Annotated in this window: 18 protein-coding genes; 11 read left to right on the top strand and 7 right to left on the bottom strand. The window is 36.7% G+C overall.

What is annotated here, in order from left to right:
- The first annotated feature begins 14 nt into the window (after positions 1–14).
- A complete protein-coding gene (gene rimK, locus OLM56_RS12075) occupies positions 15–1,385 on the top strand; it encodes a 30S ribosomal protein S6--L-glutamate ligase (RefSeq protein ID WP_264527136.1) in 1,371 nt (456 codons plus the stop codon).
- Positions 1,385–1,900 carry a DUF421 domain-containing protein gene (locus tag OLM56_RS12070; RefSeq protein WP_264527135.1) on the top strand — a complete coding sequence of 172 codons (516 nt, stop codon included), beginning with the start codon at positions 1,385–1,387 and terminating at the stop codon, positions 1,898–1,900. The genes rimK and OLM56_RS12070 overlap by 1 nt, the downstream gene beginning before the upstream one ends.
- Before the next feature lie 46 nt (positions 1,901–1,946).
- Here the strand turns inward: OLM56_RS12070 and hutH are convergent, their stop codons facing one another.
- Positions 1,947–3,455, bottom strand: a complete 1,509-nt coding sequence (hutH, locus tag OLM56_RS12065; RefSeq protein ID WP_264527134.1) for a histidine ammonia-lyase — start codon at positions 3,453–3,455, stop codon at positions 1,947–1,949.
- Positions 3,456–3,865: 410 nt separating this feature from the next.
- Between hutH and thrA the strand changes: the two genes are divergently transcribed.
- From thrA to thrC, 3 genes are read left to right on the top strand one after another with little or no spacing between them, the layout of a single operon-like run.
- Entirely contained in the window at positions 3,866–6,310 is a 2,445-nt protein-coding gene (thrA, locus tag OLM56_RS12060) for a bifunctional aspartate kinase/homoserine dehydrogenase I (protein ID WP_264527133.1), read from the top strand.
- Positions 6,311–6,314: 4 nt separating this feature from the next.
- Positions 6,315–7,244 (top strand): homoserine kinase, encoded by a 930-nt coding sequence (locus OLM56_RS12055; protein ID WP_264527132.1) that lies wholly within the window; start codon positions 6,315–6,317, stop codon positions 7,242–7,244.
- 10 nt (positions 7,245–7,254) lie between these two features.
- Positions 7,255–8,544 carry a threonine synthase gene (gene thrC, locus OLM56_RS12050; protein ID WP_264527131.1) on the top strand — a complete coding sequence of 430 codons (1,290 nt, stop codon included), beginning with the start codon at positions 7,255–7,257 and terminating at the stop codon, positions 8,542–8,544.
- 1 nt (position 8,545) lies between these two features.
- Here thrC and OLM56_RS12045 read toward each other — a convergent pair whose 3' ends face one another.
- Complete coding sequence (locus OLM56_RS12045; protein ID WP_264527130.1) at positions 8,546–9,892, bottom strand: DEAD/DEAH box helicase; 1,347 nt, start codon at positions 9,890–9,892, stop codon at positions 8,546–8,548.
- 30 nt (positions 9,893–9,922) lie between these two features.
- The gene (locus OLM56_RS12040; RefSeq protein WP_264527129.1) at positions 9,923–11,458 is read right to left on the bottom strand and encodes a DEAD/DEAH box helicase; all 1,536 of its coding nucleotides are present in this window, start codon (positions 11,456–11,458) and stop codon (positions 9,923–9,925) included.
- Between the two features lie 131 nt (positions 11,459–11,589).
- Between OLM56_RS12040 and OLM56_RS12035 the strand changes: the two genes are divergently transcribed.
- Positions 11,590–12,339, top strand: coding sequence for an endonuclease V (locus tag OLM56_RS12035; RefSeq protein ID WP_264527128.1), 750 nt, complete (start codon positions 11,590–11,592; stop codon positions 12,337–12,339).
- A gap of 3 nt (positions 12,340–12,342) precedes the next feature.
- Here OLM56_RS12035 and OLM56_RS12030 read toward each other — a convergent pair whose 3' ends face one another.
- The gene (locus OLM56_RS12030) at positions 12,343–12,855 is read right to left on the bottom strand and encodes a DUF6155 family protein (RefSeq protein ID WP_264527127.1); all 513 of its coding nucleotides are present in this window, start codon (positions 12,853–12,855) and stop codon (positions 12,343–12,345) included.
- Between the two features lie 135 nt (positions 12,856–12,990).
- Here OLM56_RS12030 and nhaA point away from each other — a divergent pair, with 135 nt between their 5' ends.
- From nhaA to OLM56_RS12015, 3 genes are read left to right on the top strand one after another with little or no spacing between them, the layout of a single operon-like run.
- Complete coding sequence (nhaA, locus tag OLM56_RS12025; protein ID WP_264527126.1) at positions 12,991–14,328, top strand: Na+/H+ antiporter NhaA; 1,338 nt, start codon at positions 12,991–12,993, stop codon at positions 14,326–14,328.
- A 17-nt stretch (positions 14,329–14,345) separates the two neighbouring features.
- Entirely contained in the window at positions 14,346–14,636 is a 291-nt protein-coding gene (locus OLM56_RS12020) for a DUF3817 domain-containing protein (protein ID WP_121377010.1), read from the top strand.
- A gap of 3 nt (positions 14,637–14,639) precedes the next feature.
- Positions 14,640–15,890 carry a mechanosensitive ion channel family protein gene (locus OLM56_RS12015; protein WP_264527125.1) on the top strand — a complete coding sequence of 417 codons (1,251 nt, stop codon included), beginning with the start codon at positions 14,640–14,642 and terminating at the stop codon, positions 15,888–15,890.
- A gap of 5 nt (positions 15,891–15,895) precedes the next feature.
- Here OLM56_RS12015 and OLM56_RS12010 read toward each other — a convergent pair whose 3' ends face one another.
- Positions 15,896–16,285, bottom strand: coding sequence for an acyl-CoA thioesterase (locus OLM56_RS12010; RefSeq protein WP_121377008.1), 390 nt, complete (start codon positions 16,283–16,285; stop codon positions 15,896–15,898).
- A gap of 472 nt (positions 16,286–16,757) precedes the next feature.
- On the opposite strand from OLM56_RS12010, the gene OLM56_RS12005 reads away from it, so the two are divergent.
- Together OLM56_RS12005 and OLM56_RS12000 are read left to right on the top strand one after the other, a co-directional pair.
- Positions 16,758–18,023, top strand: coding sequence for an OmpA family protein (locus OLM56_RS12005; protein ID WP_264527124.1), 1,266 nt, complete (start codon positions 16,758–16,760; stop codon positions 18,021–18,023).
- Between the two features lie 69 nt (positions 18,024–18,092).
- A complete protein-coding gene (locus OLM56_RS12000; protein ID WP_264527123.1) occupies positions 18,093–18,491 on the top strand; it encodes a glyoxalase in 399 nt (132 codons plus the stop codon).
- Between the two features lie 36 nt (positions 18,492–18,527).
- Here OLM56_RS12000 and OLM56_RS11995 read toward each other — a convergent pair whose 3' ends face one another.
- Both OLM56_RS11995 and OLM56_RS11990 read right to left on the bottom strand, forming a co-directional pair.
- Positions 18,528–19,328 (bottom strand): META domain-containing protein, encoded by an 801-nt coding sequence (locus OLM56_RS11995; protein ID WP_264527122.1) that lies wholly within the window; start codon positions 19,326–19,328, stop codon positions 18,528–18,530.
- A 4-nt stretch (positions 19,329–19,332) separates the two neighbouring features.
- On the bottom strand, positions 19,333–19,755 hold the full coding sequence (locus tag OLM56_RS11990; protein WP_264527121.1) for an META domain-containing protein: 423 nt from the start codon (positions 19,753–19,755) through the stop codon (positions 19,333–19,335).
- Positions 19,756–19,805: the final 50 nt, after the last annotated feature.

Here is a 19,805-nt window from a genome sequence, read left to right as displayed (position 1 = left end):
AATCAATATTTACTATGTCCGCAAATAAAGTTATCCTTGGAAGCGAAGAATGGTGCTCGTTTCCAGAACTAGGAATTCCTACCATTAAAGCCCGCGTTGATTCTGGCGCAAAAACTTCTGCCCTTCATGCAGTTAACATCGCTCCTTTTGTTAAAGATGGCGAAAACTGGGTAAAGTTTGATATCAACCCGATCCAGAACAATCTGAAGACGATTATCCATTGCGAGGCACCTTTGGTTGACAAACGAATTGTAAAAAGCTCCAGCGGATTCCGCGAACAGCGCTATGTCATCCGCACTACCTTAGATTTTGGAGAGAATAAATGGCCTATTGAAATGACTTTGACCAACAGAGACTCCATGGGTTTCCGTATGCTTTTGGGTCGTGAGGCCATGAGCGGACGAGTTTTGGTCGATCCGGAACAAAAATATTTATTGGGACAGCCTTCCAGCGAAACATTAAAAGAGCTCTATCACAATTCTGAAAAAGCAAAGACAGGGCTTAAAATAGGGCTTCTCGCTAGCAACCCAGAATTATATTCGAATAAAAGAATCATGGAAGCCGGAGAAATGAGAGGCCATGAAATGCATTTCTTAAACATTAAGGAATGTTACATGAAATTAGATGCGACAAAACCTGAAATTCATTATCGCGGCGGAAAAATATTAAGCGATTTTGATGCCGTAATTCCTAGGATTCGTCCAAGCATTACTTTCTATGGTTGTGCTCTGACACGCCAATTTGAAGCGATGAAAGTCTTCTGTTTAAATTCCGCTTCCGCAATTACGCAATCGCGGGACAAGTTATATTCGTTGCAATTATTACTCAATCATGGTGTTGATATTCCGACCACAGGATTTGCTAATTCGCCTTTAGATACCGACGATTTGATTAAAATGGTTGGCGGTTCTCCCCTAATCGTAAAATTATTGGAAGGAACACAAGGAAAAGGTGTCGTTTTGGCAGAAACAAAAAAAGCGGCAGAAAGTGTTATCAATGCTTTTAAAAGCTTAAACGCAAATATATTAGTTCAAGAATTCATCAAAGAAGCCAACGGTAAAGACATTCGTTGCTTCGTAATTGACGGAAAAGTAGTGGCTGCCATCCAAAGAGAAGCTTTGCCAGGAGAATTTAGAGCAAATATCCACCTTGGAGGTACTGCTTCGATTATAAAAGTAACTTCAGAAGAGAAAAGAATCGCTATCAAAGCTGCTAAGTCAATGAACCTAAAAGTTGCTGGCGTCGATATTATTCGTTCTTCAAAAGGTCCGCTTTTGTTGGAAGTAAATTCCTCTCCAGGATTAGAAGGTATTGAAGGAGCTACCAATAAAGATATTGCCGGAGAAATGATCAAAGCGATTGAGAAAAACTTCAAGTGGAAATAATGAATCCCTATCTTGACATAATCCTGAGAAGCATCGCCGTATATTTTTTTATGGTTATCGCCTTGAGGGTTTTCGGGAAAAAAGAATTATCGCAGTTAAATACAGCTGATGTCATTTTGATTTTGCTCATCAGCAACTCCGTTCAAAATGCAATGGTCGGAAGCGATACTTCACTTTGGGGCGGACTTATAGCCGCAGGTGCTTTATTCCTAGTAAATTTTATACTGAAAAAGTTGATGTTCCGCTACAAAGGATTAAATAATTTATTGCAACAAAAACCAGAAATATTAGTCCACAACGGAAAGATTGATTTTAAAACTTTAGCTCGATTAGATATTACTTCTGAAGAATTGACCGAAGCGATGCACGAACACGGAGTTGAATATTATAAAGATGTAAAGCTGGCGATTTTAGAAATTAACGGAAACATCAGTATTATCTCTGGTAATGAGAATTTGAAACAGACGCATTACAAGAGAAAAAGAAACCATAAATCCTTAAACGGAATAGATTAAAAATAAAAAAGTTGGCTTAGGCCAACTTTTTTATAATGCTATATTTTTAGTTTTGAGCGCTTTCATCTATCTGGAAGCTTTTCAAAAATGCGATAGTTTTTTCGATATCATAATGCAAGATACGGTCTTCACTTACCAAAGGCACTTCCTCTCTGTAGGTTTTCAGGAACATTTCGATAAAATCGCTTGATTTTAAAGGCTCTCTGAAGTGGATTGCCTGCGAAGCATTCATCAATTCTATAGCTAAAATTCGCTCCAGATTGTCCATGATTCGTAATGCTTTTGTTGCTCCGTTGGCTCCCATGCTCACATGATCTTCCTGCCCGTTTGAAGAAACAATACTATCAATGCTTGCAGGAGTCGCTAGCTGCTTGTTTTGGCTTACGATACTGGCCGCAGTATATTGCGGAATCATAAATCCTGAATTCAAGCCTGGGTTATCAACTAAAAAGGCTGGCAAACCTCTCAAGCCAGAAATCAATTGATAGGTTCTTCTTTCGGAAATGCTTCCTAATTCAGCCAAAGCAATAGACAAGAAATCTAAAGCTAAAGCTAAAGGCTGTCCGTGGAAATTACCTCCTGAAATAATCTGGTCGCTTTCTATAAAAACATTCGGATTATCAGTAACCGAATTGATTTCTGTCTTAAATACTTTCTTCACATAATCAATCGCATCTTTCGAAGCACCATGTACTTGCGGAATACAACGGAAAGAATACGGGTCTTGTACGTGCTGTTTCTTTTGGGTAATGATTTCGCTTCCTTCTAGAAAATCAGCCACTCTTTTGGCAGTAACAATTTGTCCTTTGTGCGGACGAATAAAATGAATCAATTCATTAAAAGGCTCTATTCTTCCATCAAAACCTTCTAGAGAAATGGTTCCTATTAAATCTGCCAGATAGGAATACTTTGCTGCTTTGATCAAAATATGCGCACCATACGCATTCATAAACTGTGTTCCGTTTAGCAATGCCAGACCTTCTTTCGATTTCAACTGAATCGGGCTCCATCCAAAATGATTCAAGACATCGATAGCATTGTGCTTTTTATCATTAAAATACACTTCCCCTTCCCCTATCAAAGGCAGAGAAAGATGAGCCAAAGGCGCTAAATCTCCCGAAGCTCCTAGCGAGCCTAATTCGTAAACAATAGGAAAAACATTATTGTTGTAAAAATCAATCAAGCGTTCCACAGTTTCCAATTGTACGCCAGAATAACCGTAACTCAATGATTGGATTTTTAGTAAGAGCATCATTTTTACGATTTCTCTTGGAACCTCCTCTCCTGTCCCGCAGGCATGAGATTTCATTAGGTTTTCCTGTAGTTTGGTAAGATTTTCGTTTGAAATTTTTATGTTGTATAAGGAACCGAAACCGGTATTGATTCCATAAATCGGCTCTTCATGAGATTCCATCTTTTTGTCAAGATATTCGCGGCATTTCTGGATATTGACTTTTGCTTCTTCAGACAAGGCCAATGTCTTATTATGGTTAATAATCTCGTCTAAATTTTCTATAGAAAGTAACTCTGCGCTTATATAATGTGTATTGTCCATTTTATTTGATTATTGATGCCTCAAAATTCCGCAAATACTATCAAAAAAGCAACTATTGTGGATAAGATTATGGTTATTTAGGGAGGAGATTTTAGTATTATGATTTAATTTCAATATTTAAAATCACAATACCGTAAAATAAACAGCTAAAAACAAATATATTACTAAAAATATATGTTAATTTAAAAGTAATAAATCAAAGTATTATATTTGTTTTGAATAAATTCTTATATGTTAGTTAACAGCAACACAATCACTTCACAATTTACTGCCTCTTCTTCGGCAGTAATGACTGTTGCTACAACTACAACAACCCCTTAGGGGTTTTCTATCTACATACCATCGCGACCTGTTTTTATTTTTTCAAAATAAAAACTCCAACTATTTATTCATTCTCAACATACATCAAGATGAAAGTATTAAAATTCGGAGGTTCATCCGTAAATAATGCCGAAAACATACAAAAAGTCATTACTATTTTAGAAAACGAAAAAGAACCTTTGGCCGTTGTCGTTTCTGCCTTTGGCAAAGTAACCGATTTGTTATTAGAGACCTCACTTCTCGCCGCTTCAAAAGATATTCAATATAAAGAAATTTTAAAAACGATCGAAGACAGGCATATTCTAGCCATAAAAGAACTGATTTTAATTAATGATCAAAGTGCGATCTTAAGCCAAGTCAAACGAATGCTCAATCACCTAGAAACTTTGCTAGACGGTTGTTTCTTGCTTGGAGAAGTATCGAATCGTTCTTCTGATGCTATCTTAAGTTTTGGAGAATTGCTATCGTCCTACATTATTTCCGAAGCCGTAAAGCAAAAAAACAAAAATGCTGCATTCAAAGACAGTCGAGAACTGATTATTACGAATAAGCATTTTGGAAAAGCTACTGTCGATTTTTCCTTAACGAATGCTCTAATAGCTGATTTCTTCAAAGAAACTAAATCTGAAATTGTAATTCTACCAGGATTTATTGCTACTTCTAATGACGGACATGTAACGACGCTAGGTCGCGGAGGTTCCGATTATACAGCCGCTATTATAGCTGGAGCTATTGATGCTTCAATTCTAGAAATATGGACCGACGTAAACGGAATGTTTACAGCTAATCCGCACATTGTGAGCCAAGCCCAATCTATCGAAAAGATAAGCTATCAGGAAGCCATGGAATTATCACATTTTGGAGCAAAAGTGCTCTACCCGCCAACCATCCAGCCCGTGCTGAATAAAAACATACCCATACGTATCAAAAATACTTTTGAGCCTGCGCTTGACGGAACTTACATTTCTTCTGAAGCCAATGCTGGCAATGGAAACCCTATTAAAGGAATCAGTAATATTGATAACATTTCGCTTTTGACAGTAGAAGGCTCTGGAATTATAGGTGTTGCGGGCTATTCCAAACGTTTATTTGAAGTGCTTTCAAAAGAAAATATCAGCGTAATTTTTATTACGCAAGCTTCTTCTGAACATTCCATCTGTTTCGGAATCCAAGATGCTGATGCAGAAAATGCCAAAATTGCTATTGATACAGCTTTTGAATTTGAAATTTCTCAAAAGAAAATTGATCCTTGTCTTGTTGAGAACAATCTGTCTATTATTGCTGTTGTTGGAGAAAATATGAAAAACCATCAAGGTTTGAGTGGCAAAATGTTCAGCACCCTAGGGAAAAACAACGTGAATATTCGTGCTATAGCACAAGGCGCTTCCGAAAGAAATATTTCTGCCGTGATCGCTCAAAAAGACGTCAAGAAGGCGCTGAATTCTCTTCATGAAAAGTTCTTTGAAGACGATATAAAACAGCTCAATCTCTTTGTCATGGGAGTTGGGAATGTCGGAGAAAAGTTCATTGATCAAATTCATCAGCAGCAAAAATATTTAAAAGAAAATTTGCAGCTAAATCCACGTGTTGTAGCACTTTCTAATTCAAGGAAAATGTATTTTGATGAAGAAGGAATTGCTCTAAAAGATTGGAAAACGATTCTAGACTCAGGAGAAACTGCCGACAAAGAAGCTTTCATTGCCAGAGTCAAATCATTGAATTTACGCAATAGTGTTTTTGTTGATGTTACGGCGAATGAAGCAATATCGCAGACGTATGATCAATATTTAAAACAAAATATTTCGGTTGTTACCTGCAATAAAATAGCTTGTTCTTCTGCGTTTGAGAATTATAAAAATCTAAAAAAACTCTCACGAAAATTTAACGCTCCTTTTTTATTTGAAACCAATGTTGGAGCGGGATTGCCAATTATTGACACGCTAAAAAATCTAGTAGCGTCAGGAGATAAAGTCAATAAAATCCAAGCTGTTTTATCAGGCAGCTTAAACTTTATTTTTAATAATTTCAGCGAAGAAAACTCGTTCTATGATGTTGTAAAACAAGCACAAGCTGAAGGCTATACTGAACCCGATCCTAAAATTGATTTGAGCGGCGTTGATGTCATGCGCAAGATCTTGATACTGATTCGTGAAAGCAATTACGAGATGGAAATTGATGCAATTGAAAACAAGTCTTTCTTGCCTAAAGAATGCCTAGAAACAGTTTCAGTGGATGATTTTTTTGAGTCATTGAAAACATACAGTTCTCACTTTGAAGATATTCTTCAGGAAGCAAAAGTAAAAGATTGCCGACTGAAATATGTTGCTGAATTTGAAAATGGAAAAGCAAATGTAAGCTTGCAATTTATTTCGAAAGACCATCCTTTTTATAATCTGGAAGGAAAAGACAATATCGTCTTATTTTACACAGACCGCTATGTAGACCAGCCTTTGCTCATAAAAGGTGCTGGCGCTGGCGCTGCGGTAACGGCTTCGGGAATTTTTGCAGATGTAATCAGAATCGGAAATAATTAATCGTATGAAAGAAATTAGACTCTTTTGCCCTGCTACAATTGCTAATCTTTCTTGCGGTTTTGATGTATTGGGCCTGTGCTTGGATACTATCGGAGATGAGATGGTTATTCGGAAAATCGTTGAAAAAGGAATCAGAATTACTAAAATTGTTGGAGCTGACCTGCCTTTAGAAACAGAGAAAAACGTAGCCGGAGTCGCTGCCATGACAATGGTTTCGGGATTGAACTTAGATTTCGGATTTGAGATCGAAATTTACAAAAATATAAAAGCCGGCAGCGGAATCGGAAGCAGTGCCGCCAGTGCCTCGGGTGTTGTTTTTGGGATTAATGAATTATTGGGAAAGCCTTTTAGTATGAAAGATTTAGTTCCTTTTGCAATGGAAGGAGAAAAATTAGCAAGCGGAAGTGCTCATGCAGATAATGTCGCTCCCGCCCTTCTCGGCGGCTTTGTCCTGATTCGAAGCTATAATCCTTTAGATATTATACGAATTGAAAGTCCTGATGAATTATATGCAACCGTAATCCATCCGCAGATTGAATTGAAAACATCTGATGCAAGGTCAATTTTAAAACAAAATGTGACCTTAAAGCAAGCGGTAATACAGTGTGGCAATCTTGGAGGACTAATCAGCGGACTTTACACAGAAGATTATGATTTGATCGGAAGATCATTACAAGATGAAATTGTGGAGCCTTTACGAAGCATGCTGATTCCTGGATTTGATAGCGTAAAAACAAAAGCTTTGGAAGCGGGTGCTTTAGGCGGCGGTATTTCAGGTTCCGGTCCGTCGATTTTTGCTTTGAGTAAAGGAAAGCACACCGCTGAAAAAGTGGCCACAGCGATGAGCAAAGTGTATGACGAAATGAATTTGAAATATGAAATACATGTTTCTAAAATAAATGCTGGAGGGATAAAAATTATAAGAACACTCTAAATTAAAAGAAATGAACTATTACAGCCTCAATAAAAATGCTCCAAAAGTAAGCTTTCGAGAAGCGGTCATTCAAGGACTAGCTCCCGATAAAGGATTGTATTTTCCAGAAAAAATTATACCGCTGTCTCAAGATTTTTTTGATTCGATCGAAAAACTTTCCAATCAAGAAATCGCCTTTGAAGCCATCAAGCAATTTGTCGGAAAAGACATTTCAGAAAATGAATTAAAGAGAATAATCGAGGAAACATTGTCTTTTGATTTTCCTTTAATTCAGGTGGATGAAAACAGCTTTTCGTTAGAACTTTTTCACGGTCCGACGATGGCTTTTAAAGATGTAGGTGCCCGATTTATGTCAAGATGTTTGGCTTATTTTAATCGTGGTAAAAATCAAAAGAATACAGTTTTAGTCGCCACTTCAGGTGATACGGGTGGAGCGGTAGCGAGTGGCTTTATAGGTGTAGAAAGTGTTGAAGTGGTAATACTTTATCCAAGTGGAAAAGTGAGTGATATTCAAGAAAAACAACTGACAACTTTAGGTCAGAATATCAAAGCATTAGAAGTTGACGGCGTTTTTGACGACTGCCAAGACATGGTCAAAAGAGCTTTCCTTGATGTCGATTTAAAGTCTAAAAACCTGACTTCGGCTAATTCTATTAATGTCGCCAGATGGCTTCCGCAGATGTTTTATTTCTTTTTTGCTTACAAGGAATTAAAAAAATACAATAAGCCGCTGGTAATTTCGTGTCCGAGTGGCAATTTCGGGAATATATGCGCCGGAATCCTAGCCAAGAAATTAGGATTGCCGATTCATCATTTTGTGGCTTCAACTAACGCAAACGACACGGTTCCGGAATTTTTAAAAACAGGTAAATACATTTCAAAACCTTCAAAAGCGACAATTTCAAATGCAATGGATGTTGGAAACCCAAGTAATTTTACACGAATTCAAGAACTTTACGGAAATGATTTGGATAATTTTGAAAAGGACTTCTCCTCCTACAGTTTTACAGATGAAGAAACTAAAACAGCCATCGCAAGCCTTCACAAGACCTCAAAATACATTACTGAACCGCACGGAGCCATTGGTTATTTGGGATTAAAAAAAGAGCTGGAGAATAAACCGGATGCTATTGGAGTCTTTTTAGAAACAGCCCATCCTATAAAATTTTCAGATACTGTGGAAGAAATACTTTCACTTACGATTCCAATTCCTGAGCAAATTAAAAATGTTTTGGATAAAGAGAAAAAAAGCTTAAAAATCAGCAGCTACGAAGATTTGAAAGCTTTCTTGTTATCTTAGATTATTTCTTTTTGAACTTTTTCTTTGGCTCATCTGTTTTTGCAACAGTCGGGTTTTTAGTCTGTAAAAGCTGATGGGCCAATAATTTTTCGATCAGCTCATCTTTGGTTAAGTGATGAAAAACAGTCTTGATCTTATCTTTAAATTCTTTTGAAACCTCATGGTTTGGTTTGGTCTTGAAAATCTGTTTCGCCCATAAAAAAGCTGTATTTTCTTCAAGACTTTCGGCTGAGGGTTTTTTGAACTCACTGAATGTAATTCCTAATTCTTTTTCAAAATTAGCCATTTCGGCAACTTCTTCGGGTTGCAAAACTGTCAATGAAAGTCCCTTGGCTCCTGCCCTTGCCGTTCTTCCGCTTCTATGCACATAGGTTTCATATGTATCAGGAAGATGGTAGTTTACAACATAAGCAATTTCTTTCACATCAATTCCCCTTGCTGCTAAATCAGTAGCGACCAGTATTGAAATATGCCCTTCTCGGAACTGTTCCATAATTCGATCGCGTATCGGCTGCGTCAGGCTTCCATGCAACGCTCCAGAAGAAAAACGATTGATTGCTAAATTTTTAGCCAGTTTGTTTACTGCCGCTTTTGTCTTGCAGAAAATAATACCGCGCTGTCCTTCTTTTGAATTCAAGAAGTGCATAAGAACGTCTAACTTTTCTTCAGGCTCCACGACAATGTAATGATGGTCGATTCCTTGATTTCCGGAAGTGGTCATATCGGCGCTCACTTGGACGATATTTTTGGACATATATTGCTGTACCAATTGTTTCATCGGACCAGGCATCGTAGCTGAAAACAGCCAGGTTCTTCTATTTTTTGGAAGTTCGTGCACAATTTCATCCAAGCCTTCTTTTAGGGCAGCCATCATTTCGTCAGCTTCGTCTAAAATTAAAAATTTACAGCTTCTAATATCCGCAGCTTGTCTTTTTATCAAATCAATCAATCTTCCAGGCGTAGCTACAACAATGTGGGCCCCTTGAGAAAGACGTTCGATTTGAGGTTTGATAGGGATTCCTCCACAAACTGAAGCAATTGAAACTTCAGGTAGAAACTGGGCAAAAGCAGTTAAATTATCAAAAATCTGATGCCCTAATTCTCTCGTAGGCACTAGAATTATAGCTTGTATGCTTGGAGTTTTTATATCAATCAATTGAAGCAAAGGCAATCCGAAAGCGGCTGTTTTTCCTGTTCCTGTCTTGGCAAGACCAACAAAATCTTCTGTTGTATCTAGTAAAACTGGAATTGCTTTTTGCTGGATTTCCGTCGGAATAGAAAATCCTAATTTTTGTATTCCTTTGGTAATAGCGGCTGAAAAGCCAAAGTCTGAAAATGTGCTAGCCATAATTTTATATTTTGAAAGGCAGATAATTTGTTAGTCTTCGTTCATGATTTTTTCACGGTATTTTTTACCGATCAACAAAAGCAGTTTGGTCTTGTAATCTTCTACAAGCCATTCGCGGTAGTTTTTACTGCTCTTGCTCAAGCAGTTGGTGTAGTAGCGGATACGACATTCAACATCTTCCTGAAGTAATTTAGAAAGATTTTTTGCTTCGTTTAAAGTTTCCGTATTATCAACGCACATAGAAGCATGCTGGTCTAACGATTTGTCTAAAACTACTTTAGAACGAAGGTTTTGCGAAATGGCAAGCCTGTGCTCTTCTTCTACATCGAATTCAACAACAGCCGTTTTGCTGAATTTTGCTCGGACATCTGGCGGCATCTGGTATTTGAAATGCATCTCGATTTCGGCATCATTTCGGAGATTTTCGAGATAGAATTCAGGCGATTTGAAAATGTGCTGCCAATCTATAGGCTCGCTCCATAAACCGAATCGCGCGGCATTATTCCCTAAATCAATCACTGTAAAATTGTCTTTGTGAGGCAATTTTCTAGAGCCGCGCCCAATCATCTGAAAATACAGCGTAAGCGATTTGGTTGCTCTATTCAAGATGATGCTTTCTACCGTTGGTTCGTCAAATCCTGTAGTTAAAATTCCTACGGATGTCAGAATGGCGTCTGGCGTATGTTTGAACCAAGTCAAAATATCTTTTCGTTCTTCGTTAGAAGTAGTATTATCTAAATGTTTTATAGGATATCCGGCTTCTTTAAAAGTTTCGAAAACGTATAAGGATGTATTGATTCCGTTATTAAAAATCAAGGTTTTTTTTCCGAGTGATTTTTCAGTATAAGCATGCAAAAGTTTTTCCTGCATGGCCATATTTGTATACAAGTCGTCCGAAGATTTAACGGTATAATCGCCATTGATTCCCACCTTAAGCGAAGTCAGTCCGACATCATAGCTATAGGTTATTGCTTTGGCTAAAAAACCGTTTTCTATTAATTTGTTGATCGGGTCGCCCACTATCAATTCATCATAATTTTCATTCATCGGAAGCTTAATGTTCGAACTTAAAGGTGTAGCTGTAACGCCGAGTATGAATGAATTTTTGAAAGACGAAAGCAATTTTCTGAAAGAATTGTAATGCGCTTCGTCAATAATCACAAGTCCTATGTTTTCAATCTGAAGCTTCTCGTCATTTAGCCTGTTTTTAAGCGTTTCAACCATAGCTACAAAACAAGAATATTCGTCCTGATCAGGCAGTTCCTTAATTTTGCTGTTGATGATCTTATTCTTAACATTAAAGCCTTTGAGCATCTTAGAAGTTTGCTTGCAAAGCTCAATTCTATGCGTCAGAACCAATACTTTTTTATCATTATAAGAAAGATATCTTCTTACGATTTCAGAAAATATTACGGTCTTTCCTCCTCCTGTCGGAAGCTGATAAAGCAGATGATGGTTGTAAGGAGCATTATTGATTCGTTCAAAAATGGCATCAATATCCCCTTGCTGATAGGCATAAAGTTCTTTTTTTTCTTCGATCTCTAATTCTAGGTTCTTTTGGGACATTGCGGTTTTGAATAATTTGCAAAAGTACGTACTAAAAAGGGTTAAATCGAGGTTTTAGCGGTTTAATTTGAAAAACTTTATATAAATATTAGCAAAAGATATAACGCTGTTCGATTTTAAATACTCTAATTTTGAGAAACAAGCGCATCATCTCATCCATAATACAATTTTCCATGCTGAGTTACGACGATTTTACTATTGAAATGGCAACCCTTCTTCAAAATAAGATGAAGGAGGATATTTCTTTAAATACGCGTAACAAAAACATCAGAACCGTTGCCGGTGCTGATATTTCGCATGATGTCGGCAGTTCTAGATTATTTGCGGGAATTGTGATTTTAAGTTATCCTGACATGATACCACTATCCTATTCTTTAGCAGAAGGAAATTCTAATTTTGAATATAAGGCTGAATATTTGGCTTTTAGGGAAGTTCCGACGTTAATCAAAGCCTGGGAACAAATTCCGATAAAACCAGACCTGCTGATTTTAGACGGACAAGGAATCACACATCCTAGAAGAATGGGAATTGCGTCTCACTTCGGACTCCTAGCTGACCATCCAACAATCGGTTGTGCGAAAAATATGCTTCATGGAGAATACAGCGTCTTGGAAGATGAAAAATTCAGTTACAGTGCTATTTTTAAAAATCAAGAAAAACTGGGATTCGCCCTGCGTACAAAAACAAATGTCAAGCCTGTCTTTATTTCACCTGGACACCATATGTCTGTTGATGACAGCCTTGAAATCATGACTAATACGATACAGAAATATCGGATTCCGGAGCCTACGAGACATGCTCATTTGATGGTCAATCTTTTCAGGACCGGTCAGCGCCAAGCTGGTTTTCATGAATTCAATAACCAGCTTCCTTTATTTTAAAGCCTAATCTATCAGGTCCAGCGGTCTTTCAAATTCTTTTTTGTTTTCCCAATTTTGTTTAAAAGCAACATCTTTTATCTCAAAAATTCTGTTTTTATATTCAGAAATCATTCCATTTTCAATACTAAACTTTACAACCTGCTCGAAAGAATTCAGCATGCTTTTGTAAAAAGAAGTATAGCGCATTTCTCGTCGCGCTGAATATTTTTGTGCTACTTCAATATTATAAAGCATCAGATCGGCCACGACAAAAGGATCTACACCCAAACTCAAAAAATGCTTGATGTATTTTTGGGCTACAGAACGTCTCAATTTTGGGCGCTTGCCTTTTAAAGGGAAATATTCGTTTGAAATCTTGAGCTTGGCTTCCTGAAGTAGTTTTTCTTCTTTAGGATTAAATACAAAATCGTAATATACTTTTACGTCAGAGAATTTCTCATATAGCTCCAACAGCTGTTCTTCCAGCTGTTCTTTATCTAATTCTTTAAGATATTTTTTTAGATCTCTCTTGCTCATTTTAGAATTCTCTTTTTACAAAGATAGTATTATGCGATAATTTAAGAGACTATATTAAATTTATTAGATCGTCACGTTCAAGTTTTTAATCCTCGTCAATATTGCTTAAATTTGACAAATCTCAAAAAAGACTCGATGGATGATCAGCTAAAAGCAACCCCAGCAGAGAAATGGATTATCAACCCTCTAAATAATTTTATAAGCAAATCTACAACAGGAGGGATTATTCTTTTTCTGGCCGCTGTCGTGGCTGTCTTTTTGGCAAATTCTCCATGGAAAGACTGGTATCATCATATTTGGGAACATAAAATTGGCTTGACGATTAATGATGAATTGTATCTAAATTATACCATCCATCATTGGGTAAACGATGGCTTGATGGCTATTTTCTTTTTTGTCGTTGGCTTGGAATTAAAAAGAGAAATCATCGGAGGCGAATTGTCGCAGCCTAAAAAAGCAATGCTGCCTATTGTAGCAGCAATTGGAGGAATGGTCTTCCCTGCCCTGATTTATACTTTATTTAATTTTGGAACTGATTCAGCACATGGCTGGGGAATTCCAATGGCAACAGACATTGCCTTTGCTTTGGGCGTTTTATATCTTTTGGGCGATAGGATCCCTGCAACTCTTAAAATATTTTTGACCGCCTTGGCTATCGTCGATGATCTTGGCGCTGTTTTGGTCATCGCCTTTTTTTATACTGCTTCTATTAATTTTATCGCATTAGGTATCGGACTGGGAGTCCTTCTATTTTTATTTGTCTGCAGTAGATTTGGCATTAGAAATATTCTGTTTTATGCTATTATCGGAATTGCTGGCGTTTGGCTTCCTTTCCTCCTTTCTGGCGTTCATGCCACAATCGCAGCAGTATTGGTCGCCTTTGTCATTCCGGCCGGTTCAAGAATAGACGAAAATTTATTTATTTCAAAAATCAAGACTAGGCTGAACCAATTCAAAGAACTTGATCCTACAAATTCTCCTGTCTTATCAGAAGATCAGTTGCACGTGCTGCAAGATATGCGTAAACTGTCAAAAGATGCCATGTCGCCACTACACCGACTGGAACACGGACTGCATCCTTTTGTAAGTTTTATTATCATGCCTGTTTTTGCACTGGCTAACGCAGGAGTAACTTTTTCTAGCGGAATTATTGAAAGTGCAGCAAGTAATGTGACATTAGGTGTTGTCTTTGGACTTCTAGCAGGAAAAGTAATAGGTGTATATGGCGTATCTGCGCTCCTGATAAAAATGAAACTGGCAAGCCTTCCAGATGGCCTTACGAGCAAAAGCCTATTTGGCGTAGGATTTCTTGCTTCTATCGGGTTTACGATGTCGCTTTTTGTGACCAATCTTGCCTTCCATAATCCTGAGTATGAGCTACAGGCCAAGTTAGGCATCTTTGCGGCGTCTTTGATTGGTGGAATATTAGGTTATGTCCTTCTTGTCAAGAAAATTTCAATTACTAATTCATAAATTCTATAACTTTTACAATGCTTAAACTTTTTAAAATCGTCGCCATACTAGAAGGAGTGTCCTATCTGGTATTATTTGCAAATATGCTATTCGTTAAAAATAGCAATCCTGAACTTTACAAAACACTTTTATTCCCTATTGGAATGGCACACGGACTTTTATTTATCGGCTATATCATCTTATCTATTATGCTTAAGATCGAATTAAGCTGGAACTGGAAAAAATTCGGTATCATCGCCATTGCTTCTGTAATTCCTTTCGGAACTTTTTATGTTGAAAAGAAATATTTAAGCACAAGCACAAATTAAGACATGATCGAAAAAATATTTAATTGGACATATAAGCTTCTGAAAGGCTGGGGCTACAGTGAAACGGTATCTTCTTACGTGAATGTTGCCGTTAACTTTGTATTGCTTGCCATTTCTGTATACATCATACATTATATATTCAAGAAAATATTGATTGAGGTCTTTAGCAGCGTAGCAGAAAGGACAAAAACTCAGTTTGATGATTTGTTGGTTACTAATAAAACCACAAAATATATTGCCTATCTGATTCCGCTTCTTTTTGTAAACGTAACCGTTCCGATCATTCTGAAGGATTTTGCCTATTGGGAAGGATTCTTCAGAAAAGGATTGGAAATTTATATCGTCTTTTTAGTCCTTTGGATTATACGAAGCATCCTCAATGCCGTAAAAGATTATCTAAAAAGACTGCCTGATTTTAACGACAAGCCGATTGACAGCTATATCCAGGTATTCATGATTGTGCTTTGGATTTTCGGAATTACGACTATTGTCATGATTCTTTTCGAAACTTCGTTTATAAAATTATTTGCAACTTTCGGAGCCATTTCCGCTATCGTTATCTTGATTTTCAAGGATACGATTCTAGGATTTGTAGCCAGCATACAAGTCTCTGTAAATGATTTGGTGAGGATTGGCGACTGGGTCACTTTTGAAAAATTTGGTGCCGACGGTGATGTAATCGAAATAAATCTGGCTACAGTAAAAGTGCGAAATTTTGATAATACTACAACTACGATTCCGACGTACAGCTTGATTTCCGATTCTTTCCGAAACTGGCGTGGAATGCAAAATTCAGGAGGAAGGCGCATAAAAAGATACATTTTGATTAAAGCTAATAGTGTTCGCTTTTTACATAATGACGAGCTAGAAGGCTTGAAAAAAATACAGCTTGTTTCGTCTTATATCGAACACAGGCAACAGGATATCGAAAAGTACAATACAAATAACAACATCGATAAAAGCCTGACAATCAATGGCAGAAACATGACTAATTTAGGATTGTTCAGAAAGTATATCAACCAATATCTGTCAAACCATCCTGGAATAAATAAAGACATGACCATGATGTGCCGCCACCTACAGCCGACAGAAAAGGGTATTCCTATTGAGATTTATGCCTTCTCAAATGACAAGAGATGGATTAACTACGAATATATTATGGCCGATATTTTTGACCATATCATAGCAGCCGTGCCTTATTTTGATTTGGAAATATATGAGCTTCCTTCAGAAAAAGGAGTCTTTTCAGAATAAGAAAACTATTTCTTCATCCGGTCGCGGATAAATTCAATGGAAGTTTTTCCATGCATAGAAGGACGTCCAAAGCTATCTAGGTTTACCATTGTTATAGAGTTAACAGTAATGATGGTTTCTTTGGTCATGATATTTCGCACTTCGCATTTCAACGTTATAGAAGTCTTTCCAAACTTTACCACATCGATACCAATTTCAACAATATCTCCTTGCTTGGCCGAACTTATAAAGTTAATTTCGGACATGTGTTTCGTAACAACACGTTCGTTTTCTAATTGAATTATGGAATATAAAGCGGCTTCTTCGTCGATCCACGATAAAAGTTTTCCTCCAAATAGCGTTTGGTTAGGATTTAAATCTTCTGGTTTGACCCATTTTCTTGTATGAAATCTCATAGTCTTAATTTGTAAGGCAAAATTAACGATTTCTCTGTCATCCGAAGACAATTCTTGCCAATCATTTAGCCTAAAATCTTAAGTTAATCTTGCAAAAACAAGCTGGAAACACGTCCAATTCTTAATAAGTGTTAATTTTTTTCTTAGAAATTCCCTCTTAATGGTCCTTTCTCAATTTTATAGTTCCTACTATAAAAAAGCCAAAACTCAAACTTAACTGTTAATTTTATTTAATTTGTAACTCTCTGAAATACATAGTGTTTTCTAGGAAATACAAGAGTATCAACGATTAAAAAAGAGATTTATAACCGTCATAAAAAAAAGTTATGGAATTATTAAAAAAAATATAAATATGGGAATTATATAACAAAAAGCCGGAAATGTTAAAATCTTATGGTCTATCTTTGCCTCATAATTTTAAAGTTGTAAAGAACAATTTAAATTAAAACTTAAATAAAATCCATTAAGAATTATGAAAAAGAATTTACCATTACTATCGTTTTTATTGCTGGCTTTTGCTTCGGCAAATGCACAAGAATCTGCAGCCGTTGTGGAAAAAGCACCAGCAGATGACTACAACAAATGGTCTATTGAGGTGAACGGAGGGGTGAATAAGCCAACTAGAACAATGACCGATGGTTATTATACATCAACATTAAACCTTTTCCATGCTGATTTAGGCGTAAGGTATATGTTTAATCCAAAGTTTGGTTTGAAACTGGATTTCGGGTATGATAAATTCCAAGAGCATGATGACAGCGCTCCATTTGAAAGCACTTACCTAAGAACCAGCTTGCAAGGAGTTGTCAACTTAGGAAGAGTCCTAAACTTTGAAGACTGGACAGATACTTTCGGCTTATTGGCGCATGGTGGATTTGGTGCATCTCAGCTGACTTCTAAAGATGGTTTTGATGGCGAAGACTACATGGGACATGGTATCTTGGGTCTTACTGGACAAATTAAATTAAGTAACAGTATCGTATTAACAGGTGACCTTACGGGAATCGTTAATGGAAAGCAAAACTATAATTTTGATGGCCAAGGAAATACAACTACTGGAGCTTTTGACGGCACACTGCTTAATGCTTCTGTAGGTTTCACTTTCTATCTAGGTAAAAACGAGAAGCATGCTGACTGGTATTCTGAAGATAAAAGCGATGAGCTGAAAGCACTTGAAGACAGAGTTGGAATGATCGAAACTGGATTAGCTGATTCTGATAAAGATGGCGTGCCAGACATGTACGATCTTGAGCCTAATTCTATTGCTGGTGTTGCTGTAAATACAAAAGGCCAATCAATCGATAGAAACCAAAATGGTGTTCCAGATGAGCTAGAAAGCTATTTAGACAAGACTTACGGACAAAATGGTAAAGCAACAGCATCTAACAGCACAATTGAAGAACTAATCAATGGCGGTTATGTAAACGTGTATTTTGACTTTAATTCTGCAAAACCAACAAATTCTTCTCTTTCAGGTGTTGATTTCTTAGTGAAATATTTGAAAGCAAATCCATCGGCTAACGCTGAGATTGTTGGATATGCTGACGAAATTGGTAATTCAGACTACAACAAAGATCTTTCTCAAAGAAGAGCTGATGCTGTAAAAGCAATTGTTACCAACTCAGGAATTGATGCTTCAAGATTGACCGTTATCGGAAATGGTGAAGATGCTTCTGTGAATAAAAATTCTAAAGAAGCACGTCAAATCGTAAGAAGAGTTACTTTTAGAGTAAAATAATTTCTTCATAAATATTTTAAAACCGCTGTAGCAATACGGCGGTTTTTTTTTATCTTTAAAAGAAAAACCATGGAAAATAGAGACGCTTTCATTTCTGAATTCAGAGGTGAAACTTTAGGAACAGTCACAAGTCAGTCTTCATCAGATGAAATTTTTCAAAACCAGGTCTTACGTCCCATCTTAAAACTGCAGAATGATCTTTTCATCGACGTTTTTAGAAATTACATATCAAAGTACAAAAATGATTTTTATGCCTATTCTGTCGAAAAGAAATTAGCCTATATCGAAAACTCGGTCCAAAAAGATATCAAGTTCAGGAATTCGCTAAAAGGAATCGTCATAGGATTGTTTACAATTGCCGAATACAACGAATACATAAAGAACTCCTCTTCTCTCAACAAAAGAATGATGAATATGCTGATTGAAAGGCTAAAAAATCAAGTACAGCTTTTTGAGATGCAAGAATAAAAAAAGAGGCATTTGCCTCTTTTTTTGTATAGAATATTATTCTTTTTTTCGAAATATAGCCTTTGTTCCTTCCGGATTGAAAAGATAAAGCTTGTTGTCTTTAATCTCGTAACGTGTCGTGCCCTGCAAAGCTTTCACAAGCAGTTTTTCTTTATCATAGTTGGGACACATCATTTCAGTTGTAAAAATATCAGAAAAGCGTAATATTTCTCTTTCATAAAACAACTTCCCTCCCATCCTATTACAGCCGGCAAAACCTGTAAATTTAGCCTCGCTTGTATTTATTTCTACATTTGGAAGCTCTTTCTCAAAATCTTTAGCATCAATTGTTTTGCCCTCTAATTCTTCTAAAATCCAAGTACCCTGCAATTTTTGATCAACGATATAATTGCCGCAGCCTTCTAAAAGCTTGAAATCTTTATCGCTTCCTCTTTTTAAAGACGCTTTTACTTTGTAAGCATATTGATTATCAGACATGCCATCAGAACAAGCACCCTGCTGGATCGTGAATTTTAAATGAATACTATCGGATTTTGCTTCATAAGAAATAACATTAGAATCCATCGCCTTATTAGGCTTGCCGTAAGCTAACGTAAAATTCTTTTCCGTTTCCGGAGTCGTAAAACGGATAGAATCATCTGAAATTTCGATTCCCCAGAAAGGTTCCGTTCCTGTCGCTTTGAAAAAAATACTGCCTGCCTTTTTAATAGAAACCGCTGTATCTTTTGCTATAGAAAGAGAATCTATACTAGAAATCTCTTTTTCAGCTGATTTTGGCTTGCAGTTGATACATAGAAAAGACAAAGTCGTTAAAGCGATTATAAACTGTTTTTTCATCTAACTATTTTTTCTTGAAACAAAGTACCTTGCTTCCGTTCCCGTCATATAAATTAAGCTTATCTCCTTGCAGTTTAAACTTTTGTACAGAATTGAACAATGTCATAAACTTACCTTCTCCAGCTCCTTGACAAGCCATTTTTGTCTGTGCAATAGGTCCAAAAGTAATTTTATCTTCATTAATAGTATAGCTTCCTGACATAGAATTACATCCTGAATTTCCTGAGATACGGCTTTCTGCCTTATCAAAGTTGAGTGCCGGAATTTTAGCAAATTCCCCAGGATCAAGTGATTCTCCGTTCATTTGTTCCAATTCCCAGCCACCAGTAGAAAGTTCGGCAACGGCTTCCGCTCCTTTTTTACAGCTACAAGATTGTAATCCCACTAAAATTATAGCACAGATTACAGTTAAAAACTTAGTTTTCATAATTTGTTTTTATTTGGTTGAAGCATAAATTTAGTCATTTCAGCCAAAAA

Source organism: Flavobacterium sp. N2550, assembly GCF_025947265.1.
GTDB lineage: Bacteria > Bacteroidota > Bacteroidia > Flavobacteriales > Flavobacteriaceae > Flavobacterium > Flavobacterium endophyticum.
Note: the sequence above shows the minus strand (reverse complement) of the source record. Positions and strands in the feature narration are given on the sequence as shown.

What these genes read in the sequence shown, in the direction of transcription:
- rimK (WP_264527136.1), top strand. Translation starts at nt 15, where the DNA reads ATGTCCGCAAATAAAGTTATCCTTGGAAGCGAAGAATGGTGCTCGTTT.
- OLM56_RS12070 (WP_264527135.1), top strand. Translation starts at nt 1,385, where the DNA reads ATGAATCCCTATCTTGACATAATCCTGAGAAGCATCGCCGTATATTTT.
- hutH (WP_264527134.1), bottom strand. Translation starts at nt 3,455, where the DNA reads ATGGACAATACACATTATATAAGCGCAGAGTTACTTTCTATAGAAAAT.
- thrA (WP_264527133.1), top strand. Translation starts at nt 3,866, where the DNA reads ATGAAAGTATTAAAATTCGGAGGTTCATCCGTAAATAATGCCGAAAAC.
- OLM56_RS12055 (WP_264527132.1), top strand. Translation starts at nt 6,315, where the DNA reads ATGAAAGAAATTAGACTCTTTTGCCCTGCTACAATTGCTAATCTTTCT.
- thrC (WP_264527131.1), top strand. Translation starts at nt 7,255, where the DNA reads ATGAACTATTACAGCCTCAATAAAAATGCTCCAAAAGTAAGCTTTCGA.
- OLM56_RS12045 (WP_264527130.1), bottom strand. Translation starts at nt 9,892, where the DNA reads ATGGCTAGCACATTTTCAGACTTTGGCTTTTCAGCCGCTATTACCAAA.
- OLM56_RS12040 (WP_264527129.1), bottom strand. Translation starts at nt 11,458, where the DNA reads ATGTCCCAAAAGAACCTAGAATTAGAGATCGAAGAAAAAAAAGAACTT.
- OLM56_RS12030 (WP_264527127.1), bottom strand. Translation starts at nt 12,855, where the DNA reads ATGAGCAAGAGAGATCTAAAAAAATATCTTAAAGAATTAGATAAAGAA.
- nhaA (WP_264527126.1), top strand. Translation starts at nt 12,991, where the DNA reads ATGGATGATCAGCTAAAAGCAACCCCAGCAGAGAAATGGATTATCAAC.
- OLM56_RS12020 (WP_121377010.1), top strand. Translation starts at nt 14,346, where the DNA reads ATGCTTAAACTTTTTAAAATCGTCGCCATACTAGAAGGAGTGTCCTAT.
- OLM56_RS12015 (WP_264527125.1), top strand. Translation starts at nt 14,640, where the DNA reads ATGATCGAAAAAATATTTAATTGGACATATAAGCTTCTGAAAGGCTGG.
- OLM56_RS12010 (WP_121377008.1), bottom strand. Translation starts at nt 16,285, where the DNA reads ATGAGATTTCATACAAGAAAATGGGTCAAACCAGAAGATTTAAATCCT.
- OLM56_RS12005 (WP_264527124.1), top strand. Translation starts at nt 16,758, where the DNA reads ATGAAAAAGAATTTACCATTACTATCGTTTTTATTGCTGGCTTTTGCT.
- OLM56_RS12000 (WP_264527123.1), top strand. Translation starts at nt 18,093, where the DNA reads ATGGAAAATAGAGACGCTTTCATTTCTGAATTCAGAGGTGAAACTTTA.
- OLM56_RS11995 (WP_264527122.1), bottom strand. Translation starts at nt 19,328, where the DNA reads ATGAAAAAACAGTTTATAATCGCTTTAACGACTTTGTCTTTTCTATGT.
- OLM56_RS11990 (WP_264527121.1), bottom strand. Translation starts at nt 19,755, where the DNA reads ATGAAAACTAAGTTTTTAACTGTAATCTGTGCTATAATTTTAGTGGGA.